General features: G+C 57.4%; 9 protein-coding genes and 1 pseudogene. 3 read left to right on the forward strand and 7 right to left on the reverse strand.

What is annotated here, in order from left to right; genetic code table 11:
• Nucleotides 1–156: 156 nt before the first annotated feature.
• Genes EKN38_RS11775 through EKN38_RS11795 form a run of 5 tightly spaced genes read right to left on the reverse strand, consistent with a single transcriptional unit; the run spans nucleotide 157 to nucleotide 8,123 of the window.
• Entirely contained in the window at nucleotides 157–2,346 is a 2,190-nt protein-coding gene (locus EKN38_RS11775) for a TonB-dependent siderophore receptor (protein ID WP_126522086.1), read from the reverse strand.
• 26 nt (nucleotides 2,347–2,372) lie between these two features.
• A complete protein-coding gene (locus EKN38_RS11780; RefSeq protein WP_126522088.1) occupies nucleotides 2,373–3,698 on the reverse strand; it encodes a lysine N(6)-hydroxylase/L-ornithine N(5)-oxygenase family protein in 1,326 nt (441 codons plus the stop codon).
• Nucleotides 3,695–5,437 carry an IucA/IucC family protein gene (iucC, locus tag EKN38_RS11785; protein ID WP_014832563.1) on the reverse strand — a complete coding sequence of 581 codons (1,743 nt, stop codon included), beginning with the start codon at nucleotides 5,435–5,437 and terminating at the stop codon, nucleotides 3,695–3,697. Before iucC ends, EKN38_RS11780 begins: the two co-directional genes overlap by 4 nt.
• Entirely contained in the window at nucleotides 5,434–6,381 is a 948-nt protein-coding gene (locus tag EKN38_RS11790; protein ID WP_014832562.1) for a GNAT family N-acetyltransferase, read from the reverse strand. Before EKN38_RS11790 ends, iucC begins: the two co-directional genes overlap by 4 nt.
• Nucleotides 6,381–8,123 (reverse strand): IucA/IucC family protein, encoded by a 1,743-nt coding sequence (locus EKN38_RS11795; RefSeq protein ID WP_014832561.1) that lies wholly within the window; start codon nucleotides 8,121–8,123, stop codon nucleotides 6,381–6,383. The genes EKN38_RS11790 and EKN38_RS11795 overlap by 1 nt, the downstream gene beginning before the upstream one ends.
• A 138-nt stretch (nucleotides 8,124–8,261) precedes the next feature.
• Here EKN38_RS11795 and EKN38_RS11800 point away from each other — a divergent pair, with 138 nt between their 5' ends.
• Nucleotides 8,262–9,473, forward strand: a complete 1,212-nt coding sequence (locus tag EKN38_RS11800; protein ID WP_014832560.1) for an MFS transporter — start codon at nucleotides 8,262–8,264, stop codon at nucleotides 9,471–9,473.
• Here EKN38_RS11800 and mtfA read toward each other — a convergent pair.
• Nucleotides 9,470–10,267 (reverse strand): annotated as a pseudogene (gene mtfA, locus EKN38_RS11805) (DgsA anti-repressor MtfA). The gene EKN38_RS11800 and the pseudogene mtfA sit on opposite strands and share 4 nt — an antisense overlap.
• Before the next feature lie 228 nt (nucleotides 10,268–10,495).
• Nucleotides 10,496–11,038, reverse strand: a complete 543-nt coding sequence (locus EKN38_RS11810; protein WP_014832558.1) for a chorismate mutase — start codon at nucleotides 11,036–11,038, stop codon at nucleotides 10,496–10,498.
• Between the two features lie 278 nt (nucleotides 11,039–11,316).
• On the opposite strand from EKN38_RS11810, the gene traF reads away from it, so the two are divergent.
• Together traF and EKN38_RS11820 are read left to right on the forward strand one after the other, a co-directional pair.
• Nucleotides 11,317–12,522, forward strand: coding sequence for a conjugal transfer protein TraF (gene traF, locus EKN38_RS11815; RefSeq protein WP_014832557.1), 1,206 nt, complete (start codon nucleotides 11,317–11,319; stop codon nucleotides 12,520–12,522).
• Between the two features lie 54 nt (nucleotides 12,523–12,576).
• The gene (locus EKN38_RS11820; RefSeq protein ID WP_126522090.1) at nucleotides 12,577–13,233 is read left to right on the forward strand and encodes a class I SAM-dependent methyltransferase; all 657 of its coding nucleotides are present in this window, start codon (nucleotides 12,577–12,579) and stop codon (nucleotides 13,231–13,233) included.
• Nucleotides 13,234–13,239 lie beyond the last annotated feature (6 nt).

A 13,239-nucleotide genomic window follows, 5' to 3' on the forward strand; every position in this document is an offset into this window, starting at 1 on the left:
AGGCGCATAGTAGCGACCTCGGTACGCCTTGTCAAAGGGTGAAAACACCCTTTTTGATCGTTTGCCGACAATTTCAGCAAATCGCTGATTTTATAGCAAATTTGCGGTGAAATTACACAGCAGGATGCGCCGCCCGCAGGCAGGCGGCGCGGCTGTTTAGAACAGAACGGAGTAGTTCAGACCAAACGTACGGCCACGGCCTTTATAGGTATACAGACCCGGAGCGCCATACGTTGGGCTATACAGCCCTGGTGCGCGCTGTCCCCAGGCGGTGGTGTAGTCTTTGTCCAGCACGTTTTCCACGCTGAAGCTCACTTTACCCACCGGCAGGGCGTAGCTGCCCAGGAAGTCGACCGTGTTATAGCCATCGATCTTCTTACCGTCGGCATCAGAGACGTCAAAGGTCTGGGTACTCTGCACGCGCAGGGTCCAGTCGCCCGGTGCCCAGTTGACCCAGGCGCTGGCTTTCGACGGGCTGGCGCTGTCTACCGTCAGCTTCTCCCATTTACCGTTTTCACGGGTTTCAGACTTAATGGCGTTAAAGTTCGCGCCGGTGCTCCAGTCGCTGTCGGTGAAGAAATAGTCCACCTGACCTTCCACCCCGTAGATACGACGTTTGTCATCTTCCAGGTTGATGGTCATATCGGTTTTGTTGATGGTGATGGTTTTATCCGAGAGCGAGTAGTACGCCGCAACCTGCGTGCGCAGGTTATCGCCGGTGTAACGCCAGCCCAGCTCGTAAGCGTTAACCTTAATGCCGTCCAGCGTCGAGTCGTTAACGTTCACGCTGTTCAGCAGGCGATAGTGCCCGTCAACCAGCTGATAGGTGCCGGAGCCGTAGTACTTCGCCAGGTCCGGGATTTCGAAGCCCTGGGAGAAGTTAAACCACAGCTGCTGCTGTTCGGTCAGGCGACCAAGGATCCCGGCGTTAAACAGGAAGTTGTTGTAATTGGTCTTCCCGCCCGGTACCGCGTCTGCGGAGGTAGCCTTGCCAGTGGCGATAGCCTGCTGCTGAGCATAGCCAACAAAGTCATCCACCTTGTTTTCGGTGTACTGGTAACGCACGCCGCCGCTCAGGGTGATGGCGTCAATGTCATAGCTCGCCTGCAGGAACGGGGCGAGGTTGGTAATGCTGTAACCCGGATAACGCCCAACGTTGTACGCATTGTCCAGCTTCATGCCGCCGCTCGCCGCCGCTTTACTCAGGTCGAAGAACTGCTGGTTGGCATCGAAGGTTTCATGGTCGGCATCCACGCCCCAGGTCAGGGTTAAATCATCCACCGGCTTGCTGTTCAGCGTCAGCTTACCGCCGTAAAAATCGGTTTTCTGCTGAGAGGCACCGATGCTGGTGACCGTCCCTTTGCTCAGGGTCGGGAACGGGTAGTAGGTCAGACTCTCGTCACGGTAGTAGATCTGCGCGACCAGATCCTGTCCCCAGAAATCGGTATTAGAGTACTGCAGGTTAATCAGATGGCGCTCGGTTCCGGGAATACGGTCAGAGTCCAGGTTGTTTTTGTTATACGCGGTGGCATCACCCGTTACTGCCGAGAAGTTCTTCCCGAGGTACAGGCCATGCTTGCCATCGGATTCGCTCTTGTAGTATTGGGTGGTTAACTGCAGCTGCTGGTGATCGTCAATGTTGATGGTGCCGGTGCCCATCACATCAATACGGTCCGAATACTGTAAGCCGGTCTGGGTGTTATCGATAATCACCTCGTCGCCGTTGCCGTCATACCAGCCGCCGTAACGCTGATAAGAAACGGACAGGCGACCAGACGCGTTATCATTACCGCCGCTGACCGCCGCCGACACGTTCTCATCGTGGTCGTTGTGGCTGTTAAACCCGCTTTTTGCCCCGGTCTGGAATTCGACTTCCGTCTCCGGCTGACCTTTTTTGGTGACGATGTTCACCAGGCCGCCGGTACTGCCGCCGCCGTACAGCGAGGTGGCGCCGGAAATCACTTCGATACGGTCGATGTTGAACGGATCGATAGAGTCAAGCTGACGGCTGTCGCTACGGGAGGAGTTCAGACGCACACCGTCCACCATCACCATCATTGAACGGCCGCGCAGGTTCATACCGTAGTTGGTGCGCCCCTGGCTGCTGACGTCCATGCCCGGGATCAGCTGCGCCAGCACGTCTTTAATCTCTTTCCCGCCCTGAACCTGCTGCTCAATTTCAGCACGCTCAATAACCCAGGTAGTCTGCGCCATCTCCGCCACGCTGCGGTGTGCGCGGCTGGCGGAGACAACGATATTTTCTTCCTTTTGTGCTTCTGCCAACGCAGAGGTCGAAAGCATGGCAAGCAAGCACGGATTTAAAACCCAAAGATGAGAACGTTTCATTGTTATGTTGATCCTTATTGTGTGTGTCAGTACTCGGTGGTCTGTGCTAATGGTTTAAAAACCTGGCTGTTATCCACGCTGGTGGTGCTACGCCAGTGGATCACGCCGGGGGTGGTGGCCAGCTCAAACGGCTCGTCGTCGTGCGCGCGATTGAGAATTCGCGCGGCGCGCCAGGCCATCAGGCTAAGCTGGGGTTCGGCAATGCCGAGACGGTGCATCCCGGCATTCACGGCAAACAGGCGGTTGCTCTGCGGGCCGTCCCATTCAAGGGTGAAATCGTTGTTAATGTGAAAAGCTTCGTCGGCATCCAGGTGCAGACGATGGGAGAGCGGGGCCAGAAACGCAGGCTGGGCGGCGCGGTAGCCGGTGGCAAAGATCACCACGTCGCTCTCCAGCTGTTCGCGGCCGCCGTCGAGGTGATGCTGTAGCATCAGGCGCTGCCCGTTTGGCAGTCGCGTGAGGGCGGTGACCGAGCGGGACGGCATCAGGTGCGCCCAGGGTTTTTCTCGCAGCACTTCAAAGCGGTGATACATGGCGCGGCAAATCGCCAGCAGGGACTCGGTGGTGATACCGTCAGAGGTCATCTTCTGCTCGTGCAGCATCTGACGACGTGCCTCTTCACCAAGCGTGGAGAAGCTGTCCACGTACTCCGGCGTGAAATACTCGTTGGCAAACGCGGCCTCATCCAGGGCGTTGTAGTTGTTGCGGCGCGACACCCAGTTCAGGCTCAGCGGCTGACCCCACTCCCCGCGGAAGATATTCAAAAACAGATCGGCACCGCTCTGGCCGCCGCCAACGACGGTCACCCGTTTGCCCGCCAAATCTGGCGTGCGCAGCATCATCTCGCTGGCGTGGAAGCAACTGTCATCCTGCGCGGTCACGCAGTCGGGGAGGTTGATCTGTTTGCCAATCCCCACGCAGACGTGGCGCGCCAGGAAGCGATCGCGCTGGGTTACTACTTCAAACAGGCCCTTTTTCTCATCAAAACTCACCTGCTGCACCTGCTGGCTGAAGGCGAGGTTGGTGAGGTTTTCCGCCGCCCAGCTCAGGTAATCAGCAAACTCTTCGCGGGAGACGGTGCGCTGCTCGGTGGTCAGAAAACGGTAGAACTTTTTACGCTGCACCAGGTAGTTGAGAAAGCTGTGACGGTTGGTCGGCTCCACGGCGCTGACCAGATCCTTCAGGAAGCTGGTTTGCATGTGGCAGTCCGGGACCATCATCCCAGGGTGCCAGGAGAAATGCGGCTTGCGTTCAAGGAACAGTGAGCTAAATCCGTCCAGCCCCTCTGCAAGGGCTGCGATGCTGAGGTTGAACGGACCAATACCAATGCCGATGAAATCATACGTTTTCATTGCGCTGACTCCTGGGAGACCAGAAAAAGGGGGTTATCGAGATCGCAGACGTAGTTCGGCAGCATGCGGCTGCCACCGTCGTGTTCGGAGAAGGTGAGTTTTACCGGGTTGAGGATCACGCGAATGATTTGCGGCTTAAAAAGGTCGAATTTCGCGAAACGTTCTGCAAGATCCGGATGCGCGGCCATATAACGGCGCAAAACCTGCGCCAGGATCTGGTAGAAGCGGGTTTCGCTGACGCCGCTTTGCTGCGTGAGACGCGAGATAAAACGCAGCACCGTCACGAAGTTGCCGGTTTGCAGGTCGTGAATGATGTACTCGGCGCTCAGACGCGCCGTAACGGCTTTCACCTGTTGCGGCAGGCTTTCCGCCTGCGGGAAATCTTCATCCACCAGCCGCATATCACCCTGGAAATCCTTCAGCAGAATGCGCTGCGGTACGTAGTCTTTCATCACCAGCGTCACGTTCTGGCCGTGGGCGATGAGCGCCACGCCGTAGCGGCAGAGCAGGTGATAGAACGGGATCACCGTGGCATCGAACAGTTTTTCCAGCCAGGCTTCGGCAGTTAATCCGGAATGGGCAATCCACGCGTCAATCAGCGGGCGTCCGGCGTTGTCGGTCTCCATCAGCGCCGCCATCAGTACCGCCTGCTCGCCGTCCTGCAGATAGCAGGACGGGTTTTCGCGCCAGATCACACCCAGCATCTCCTGATAGCGATAGGGCGCTTTCGGTAAAGCGGCGTAACCGGTATGCGCCAGATATCCGGCGGCGGGTTCGCCAAGCACCTGCGCGCCAGAGCGGGTGAGGGTGGCGTCGCTGGCGAACTGCTGCTGTAACCAACGCGACGCCAGCGGCCCGGCGGCAATGTACTTGCCCGGAATGCCGCGATAGCAGGAGGTGTTGTAGATGGTCAGCGGCAGCTTGATGTCATACGGCGCACGACGGCTGGCGTTGGTCAGCGTGCGCAGGGACTGTTGGGCCAGATACTCATCGCCAAATTCCCCCAGCTCCACCATCTCACCGCGCGCGAGCTGCGCCAGGAAATGGACAGCAATTTTTTGCTGCCATTGCCACGGGTGCAGCGGTACCGGCAGCCAGCTGTCGTCAAGCTTAAGCGCCTGCCAGCGGGCGTCAAAGCGCGCGCGCTCTGCACTGTCCATGGTGCTGGCCAGCAGGGTGTTGATATCGCAATCGACATCGCTGCTCCAGACCAGATGCTCGCGCTGCACGGCAACCCAGTGCAGGCGAAAACGGCCACGGTATTCCGGCGCGTACTGGCGCAGCGCATCCAGCCCCCAGCCGCGGCGTCCCTTGTTAAAAATGAACTTGGGATGGCCGCTCATCAGACACTGGAGTTCGTCCGGGTCGAGATGAATAAGCGCGTCGGCATCAAGCGTCTCTCGCGCCTGCAGCAGCTGCATGTCGCCCCGCAGCGTGGCGTAGAGATCTTCCAGATGCTCTGCCGTTTGCGCGTCGCTCATCTCCAGCACCGTCGCCAGCTGCAGAAACGCGCTTTCCGCTTCCACGGCGGCTCCGCTGGTGGTGGTCAGACTGGCGGGATCGATATGTAACCAGCCCCAGATGCCGCGTGTGGCGCGAAACTGCCATGTTTCGCTGCCCATGGCGATTTGCCAGCGATCAGCGGCCAGCGGTTCGGCGCTCAGGGTGCGTTCGTATTCCAGCTCGGCGAGGATCTTCGCCACCATCTCGCGGTTCACTTTTTGCCAGAGTGCGTTCACAGTCCCACCTCGCTGAAGAAGCGGTGACGCTCGCTCATGATGAGGCGCGAACGTTTATGCGGGAAGTCGAACTCTTTGACGGTGTCGAAACCGGCGGAATCCAGATGGCGGAACAGGCGCTGGTTGTCGAAACGCGGCTCGGCGACAATGCGCGTCGTGCGCGGTTCATCCAGCCACAGATAATGGCTCAGACCACGCAGCCAGCTACGGATATACTGCGCGCCGCGCCAGTTCTCTTCGCCGACCAGCATATGCAGCCCACGGTCAAACGGCTGCCAGCGATAGTGGCGTCCGATACGGTCTTCTGCGGCCCAGTAGAGCTCAAAATAGCCGAACGGCCGATCGTCAAAGCAGCCGATAACCGGGTAGCAGTACGTCGAGTCGAGCTGACGGCGCAGGTAGTTTTCCTGCTCTTCCTGAGGACCGGCCATCTCCCAGAACGCGTTGACGCGCGGGTTGTTCATCCACTGGGTAAAACGCTCACCGTCCAGCGCCACGTCGGCCACGCGGAAGCTCAGGGTGCGTTTAATTTGTGCATCGTAACGGCGATAAACTTCCCCTTGCGGACGGTGAGGGCGCAGCGGGAAGTAAAGCTGACGGCTCTCATCGAACTGCATGCCACCGCTGGCCTGCGGACGCTCCCCCTGCAGCCACAGCGGCAGCTGCCAGAAGGTCTCACGGGCCAGATAATCGCCGCTGGCAAATGCGAATAATGCCTGCGCCTGCGGTTCATCCTGCCAGGTTGCCCACGGCAGCGTGATGCCAGTCAGCGCCGGTGCGGCGACAAACAGCTGATCCAGCGCCTCGACCAGCCAGCCGTCCGGGATATCGCGCAGGCGCTCCAGCACCGCGCTGCCGTCGAGGCCTAAGGTCAGCGGCAGGGACCTGTCCGTTGCGGTGCAACGAAAGCCATAGCCGGAATGGACGATATTCGCGTTAGCCATCACGCCTTCTCCTTGTAAAACGGGTTGCTAAAGTCGAAATAGATCACTGCCGGATCGACAATCGTGTTTTCGTTGCGATCGTGCAGGTAGCAGAAAAAGTTGCCTTTGCAGTTCCACGTCGGGCTGTCGAGCACGTAGTCGAGACAGCGGGTCTGCTTCGCGGTCTGGCGCAGGCTGGTCAGCGCGTCACGCACCCGTGACATCAGGCTCTCTTCGCTGTCGAAACCTGCGGCGGCGAGGGCGGCAGTGACGGCAAGGGTGGAGTTTAGCAGCAGGTAATACGGGAAGTAGCGCAGCAGCTGGCTCTCGCCGAAGCGGTTTTCCACCTCGCTTTCACCTGCCTCTTTCAGCCATGCGTCGGCCCCTTCGGTCCAGGCGCTGCCCTGGCAGTCACGGTAGATAAGCCCGACCGGGAAGTCCTGCTGCATCTCCACGAGGATGTTTTGCTGATGTGCCAGCAGAACCAGACCGTAATCGGCTTCGGCGCTGAACAGCGGAAGGAGAACGCGGTCGCAATAGGCGTCCAGCCAGCAGCGCGCGGCCTGGGCGAGGGGGAGAGCCAGACGCTGGCTCAGACGGCGGACCGCAGCCGCCAGCAGGCTGTCACCGCCGTCCGGCGCGGCCTGCGTCAGGCTCACCAGCACGTTGGTTTGCGTATCCGGCGTATCAAACAGCAGGTTCACGCGCAGGGCCATCAGGCTCTCTTCCTGAATGGAGCCGCTTTCGTCGCGCAGACCGGCCCAGCCGTCTTCCTGCATCACGCGCATGGTCGGGTAGCGCGCCTGGAGCTCCTGCCAGCGCGCCGTCTTCGCCAGACGCGCCAGACGCATCCCGCGCTTAACCTCTTTCACCGACAGCGTGCGCACCGAGTTGGTCAGGCGCACGCTCAGGGAAAACTTAATCATGTCGCTGTTGGTTTCGCTGTACAGCGAGCGGGAGGAGCTGGTCGGTAGCCACTGCGCGCCCGCTTCGCCCAGATCCTGCAGCGCTCCCTTCGCCACCAGTCGCTGGCACCAGACCTGACCGAGCAGGTACTCCGCCTGCCACGGGTGCATCGGCAGCAGCCAGCGGGTGTCGGTGAAATGACCGAGCAGTTCAGGGGCGCTCTGGGCTGCGAAGCGCAGCAGACGTTCACGCAGGGAGACGTTCAGGCTCTCGCCGGCGATCAGTTCGCTCTCAACAGCAAACCAGCGCAGCGGGAAACGGGAGGCAAAATCGGGCAAATAGCGGCGGGCTTCGGCTTCGTTAAACGGCTCGTGTGACTTCGGGGCCGGATGGAATGCGTGGCCGACCAGCAGCGCCTGTTCCGCCTCGGCGAACGTCAGCGGTGTGTCGCGCAGGTTTGCCCAGTTGTGACGCAAGTCGATCGCCTGCCAGGTATGGGCATGGCTTTCGAGGGCGCGCTGCTTAAAGCGCGCCAGCGTATCGGCATCCAGCGAGCCTTTTACAGAGGTTTTTTCAAGAATTAAATCAACCAGTTGAGGGAAAGTGACGGCGTCACTACGGTCGCTGTCGGTCTGGATGAGCGTTGCCGGGAAGCGGTACTGATGATGCTGGGTTGGGGAGAAATAGTGTACTGAAACCCGGATGGCCTGGGTTTGCGAGAGCGGGATATGGATCTGCGATAGCTCATCCGCAGCGGTAGCGGGGAGATAGCGCCAGTCCTTCGTTTCGCGCAACAGGGCGTTTAAAAAACACTGGGCCGCAACGTCTGTACCGGCAGAGCGGGGCAGAGTACGCATAGATGTACCTCATTCCATGACTGATAATAATTCTCGTTATGATATTCATTCTGTTTACAGTCGCAACTATTTTTGCAATATTTGTTTGTATAAACTTCATGATTTCCACACATTTATTGACACTATGTTCACAATTCTATGCGCTCAATTTCCGACACCCTGACCGACAATCTCACCCCGAAAGCGAACTGGCCCCTGGCGTTGTGTGCCGGTTTACTGGGGATCGGGCAAAACGGTTTGCTGGTCATGCTGCCGCAACTGGTCACGATGACCGGGCTATCGCTCTCCGTTTGGGCGGGGCTGTTGATGTTCGGTTCAATGCTCTTTTTACCGGCTTCGCCCTGGTGGGGACGCCAGAGCGAGCGGCACGGCTGTAAAAGCGTGATGCTGGCCTCGCTGAGCGGCTATCTGGCAAGTTTCTTCGTCATGGCGCTGGTGGTCTGGGCAATGGCGAACGGGATGCTCAATGCCGCCTGGGGGCTGGCAGGGCTTATCCTCTCGCGCACCCTGTACGGCCTGACGGTCTCGGGTCTGGTGCCGGCAGCCCAGACATGGGCCATTCAGCGTGCGGGTCTGGAGAAAAGAATGGCCGCGCTGGCGACGATAAGCTCGGGCCTCAGCTGCGGGCGTCTGCTGGGGCCGCCGCTGGCTGCACTGATGCTCAGCGTTAATCCGGTGGCACCGCTGTGGCTGATGGCGATAGCGCCCTTGATTGCCCTGCTGATGGTGTTGCGTGAAGTGGCCGATCCGCCTTTACCGCCAGTGGCGCAGCAGGCGACGCGGCTGCAGGTATCAATGGTGCCGTATCTCATGCTGGCGCTGCTGCTTGCCGCGCTGGTGAGCCTGATGCAGCTTGGTCTGTCACCCCATCTCAGCCCGTTGCTGGACGGCAATGCGGCGCAAATAAGCCATCACGTTGCGCTGCTGCTGAGCCTGGCCGCGCTGGCAACGCTCGCTGCCCAGTTTCTGGTGGTGCGTCCGCAGCACTTTCTCCCGATGACGTTACTTTGCCTGGCCGCGGTGTTGATGGTGGTCGGGCTTGGGGTGATGTGTCTCGCGGATGTGGCGCTGTTCTATGTGGGGATCGTCATCACCTCGCTGGGGGCGGCGATGGCAACGCCCGGATATCAGCTCCTGCTGAACGACAGGTTAACGACAGGCAAAGGGGCGGGGGTGATCGCCACCAGCCATACCCTGGGCTACGGCCTCAGCGCGTTGCTGGTGCCGCTGGTGACGCGCATGTTCGGTGAAACGTTTTTAATCGTGGCCGCCTGGGCGATGGCGCTGCTGTTTTTAGCCCTGAGCTTCGGGGTACGGTCGGTTGAGCGTCCCCCTGTCGGAAGGCCTTAGTGGACCTGGCGGGAGGCGTGGCTGCCGGACTCCTCACTTTGCCGCAAACGCTGCAAGGGATCCTGCTGATAAAAATGACAAAAACGTTGCCACAGGGCCGGGAAACGCGGGGCGAACAGCTCCGGGGCGCTGAAGAAATACTCTGACAGCACCGCAAATCACTCGGCCGGATCGGTTGCCGCATAGGCATCAATGCTGGCCGCGCTTTCCCCGACAAGGTCAATCTCATCCTGGATGTTTTCCATCGCCGCATGCAGGTCATGCTCCCATCCCGCGACTTCACGCAGCGGGATCAGCGGAACACCGCTGGCGCGATCGCCGTTGCGGGTATCAAGCTTATGCGCCACTTCGTGAACAATCAGGTTAAAGCCAGAGGCATCGAATGAGTCCTGAATATCCAGCCAGTTGAGGATAATGGGTCCTTGCTGCCAGCTTTGCCCGGACTGCACCACGCGCTGGTTATGCACCAGACCAATATCATCTTCCCACTCGTCATCAACGATAAACGGCGCGGGGTAGATCAGCACTTCGTGGAAACCATCCAGCCACTCGATACCCAGTTCGAGCACCGGCAGGCAGAAAAGCAGGGCGATACGCGCGCTTTTAAGTGCATCCAGCTCAAACCCCTGCAGCGGAACCAGCCGCTTTTGCTGCAAAAAGCGATCCGCCAGTTGAATCAGCTTTGACTGTTCATCCGGCTGGAGGTTGGCCAGCACGGGGATCGCCAGCGCGTCATCCCACGGCAGCGCCACATGTTGACCAGCGTCATTTGATTTCCAGGGCCACTTAATCATCGCTGTGCTCGCAAACTCGTCACGTGAACAAAATGGAAAGGTCAGGTTAGGTTAACATGCCAAAGAACCCGGCATGAAGGCAACTACAAAACGTAGAGATGTCGGAATGGCAGAAGAGGCCAGCCTCTCTGCCATTATTCAAACACTTATCCCGTTTCCTTTCAGTGACAAGAATCCCATTGAGAACATCCCTGGCAGAAAACATGACCGAACGGAGCCCCAGGACAGCTATCGACGCTTAATCTTCCCGAGCGCGTCAATCAGCTGCGCTTTCTCCAGCGCTGAAATCTGCTTATCGCTCAGCAACCCGGACAGCGTGCGGTCCTGCTCTTCACCAAATCCGCCACCGGTCAGGATTTGACGGCTAATCAGGTTCAGAATGGTGCTATCCAGTTCAAGAATTTGTGCTCTCACTTCTGTCAGGGGACGGGGTTGCCAGGCTTTTTCAGGCTGCAAACGCCAGCGATCAAGATAGCGATACTGGATATTTTTACTGACAGCCATCTGTGTCTGGATAAACGCATCAATACTCTGCGGATCCAGCATGACGTCACGGGCAGCGTCCTGTGCTTTCAGGAGAACATTTTTTTCCCGAGGGAGATCCTCAATGGGAAGGTGGTTCGCCGCCTTATAACCTGCCACATCCTTCATCACCTCGAATCGCGTGTTTAATGCCTCTGCCAGCTCAGGAAGGGTTGCGGCGTTCACGGAGGTGGCCAGCGATGAACCACACATTAAAATTGATGAAACCACAACGGCGAAATAGCGCACGGTTATTCTCCCGCAAAGATAAGTTGAGGAACAATTATCGCAGTCTGTTTATTACAGGCAATCGTTTATAACGTTAATAAACGAACATAATTGTAAGCATTTCAGGGGATGGGGCGGGAAATAAAAAATCCTGATGAATAAAGTCATCAATAGCGGAAATGTCTTTGAGGTTATCGCCAAATAAACAGAATGAACTTTTTGCTAGCATGATAAAGAGCAATTTATATCACACGCAATGAGCACCCTGACACACCGCTCAATATTACTCTGGGAATAAAATGAAAAAAAATATTATTTTGCGCAGCCTGTTACTGGCAGGTTTTAGCGTTGCAACCCCTTTTGCTTCGGCGTCTTATAACGGCTTTGATGCGCGCAGCACTGCAATGGGTGGCACCGGCGTGGCGTCAGCACATTTTGGTGCGGCACCGTTAGTGAACCCGGCACTACTTGCAACCTCGCGCTCACAGGACACTATCAGCCTGATTGCCCCCTCCATCGGTGTGCAGGTCAGCGATTCGGCAAACCTGATTGATGGTTTTGATGACGTCAAATCAGCCTGGGATACGCTGGAAAGCGCCCTGGGCACCGGTGCAGAAGCTGAAGCCGCAGGCAAGCTGGGCGATATTGTGTCTGGCCTCTCCGGGGAAAATGCCTACGCAAATGTCGGGCTGGCGATGGTGCTTGCTGTGCCTGATGATTCACTTCCCATTGCGTTATCCATAAACACCTGGGGCAAAGGCAATGCGCGCGCGTTAGTGAGCCAGAGCGATCTGGACTATTTGGAAGGGGTTGCCAACGGGTCAATTATTCCCGTGAAAGACGATCTGGATAAATTAACCTCTCGCGCCGAAGGCATGGCCGCACTGGTGACGGAATACGGCGTGTCGATTGCACATCCGTTTACCGTGGGCGATATGTCGATGGGCGTGGGGATCACGCCGAAGATCCAGCGTATCGAAACGTGGAATTACAACGTCGCCATTAACAACTATGACTCCTCCGATCTGCGCGATGGTAACTGGCAACATCAAACCATGAGTGCCAATATCGACGCCGGTTTCTTTGCCTCACCGACACCGGGCTGGATGGTGGCGCTGTCGGCGCAAAACCTGTTTGAAAACCGCGTGAAAACCCGTGAGGTGAACGGCTATCAGCCTGCTTTTGTTATTCGTCCGCAGGTTACCGCCGGTACCGCATGGCAAACGGGGCCAGTGACGTTAGGTGCCGATATAGATCTGACGCCGGTTAGCCATTTCCAGTATGTCGACAAAAATCAGTACGCGGCGTTTGGTGCTGAATGGCGCACGGCAGAGTGGATCCAGTTGCGGGCGGGTTATCGCCTTGATATGCGTGGTAACGACCGCCGCGTCGTCACGGGCGGGGTGGGGCTTTCAGCCGGTGACGCCATGCAGTTTGACTTAACCGCTATTGCCGGTCGTGACCGCACGATAGGCGGTGTCGCGCAATTTACTTTCTTCTTCTAAATAAAAGGCCACATAATGTGGCCTTTTTACTGCACCGCTCGCGCAGGAGAGCTTATGAGTACAAAAACACGTGACGGAATAAAAGCCTATAACCCACTTTCCCTGAAACTCTATGACTGGTGGGTACTTCGCGTTTCCAATCGCTATGCCTGGAAATGCGCTACCGAGCGACATCTGATTCCTCATTTCAGAAATAACATGAAAAATAACCACCTCGATGTGGGAGTCGGCACCGGATATTATCTGACGTTTACGCCAGATTTCTGCACTATCTCGCTTATGGATTTGAATATTTCAAGTCTGGAGGCGGCGAATGCACGTGTGGGCAGAGGAAAAGTAAAGGAGTCCATATTGCATGACGTATTCAATCCTTATCCACCGCATTTGCGAGAGCAATTTGACTCCGTGTCGATGTTTTATCTGCTCCATTGCCTGCCCGGCGAAATGCACGATAAAGCTGAGGTGATTGCCCATGCCAGTGCAGCATTAACAAAAGAAGGGCGTTTATTTGGCGCGACTATTCTGGGTGACGATGCGGGTCACAATATGTTCGGGCGAAAACTGATGGACATTTATAATAAAAAAGGCATCTTTTCTAACCGAACCGACAGTGCAGAGGCGTTAGCCTCTCTCCTCTCCCGTTATTTTCATGATGTGGAGATCACCGTTGAAGGGAAGGTTGCACTCTTTAAAGCTGAACGCAAAAAATGAGTCAGG

The sequence above is a fragment of the Enterobacter sp. WCHEn045836 genome (assembly GCF_003965585.1).
GTDB lineage: Bacteria > Pseudomonadota > Gammaproteobacteria > Enterobacterales > Enterobacteriaceae > Enterobacter > Enterobacter dissolvens.

Coding starts and splice junctions, on each gene's coding strand:
- traF (WP_014832557.1), top strand. CDS start 11,317: ATGAAAAAAAATATTATTTTGCGCAGCCTGTTACTGGCAGGTTTTAGC.
- EKN38_RS11795 (WP_014832561.1), bottom strand. CDS start 8,123: ATGCGTACTCTGCCCCGCTCTGCCGGTACAGACGTTGCGGCCCAGTGT.
- EKN38_RS11775 (WP_126522086.1), bottom strand. CDS start 2,346: ATGAAACGTTCTCATCTTTGGGTTTTAAATCCGTGCTTGCTTGCCATG.
- EKN38_RS11820 (WP_126522090.1), top strand. CDS start 12,577: ATGAGTACAAAAACACGTGACGGAATAAAAGCCTATAACCCACTTTCC.
- EKN38_RS11780 (WP_126522088.1), bottom strand. CDS start 3,698: ATGAAAACGTATGATTTCATCGGCATTGGTATTGGTCCGTTCAACCTC.
- EKN38_RS11790 (WP_014832562.1), bottom strand. CDS start 6,381: ATGGCTAACGCGAATATCGTCCATTCCGGCTATGGCTTTCGTTGCACC.
- EKN38_RS11800 (WP_014832560.1), top strand. CDS start 8,262: ATGCGCTCAATTTCCGACACCCTGACCGACAATCTCACCCCGAAAGCG.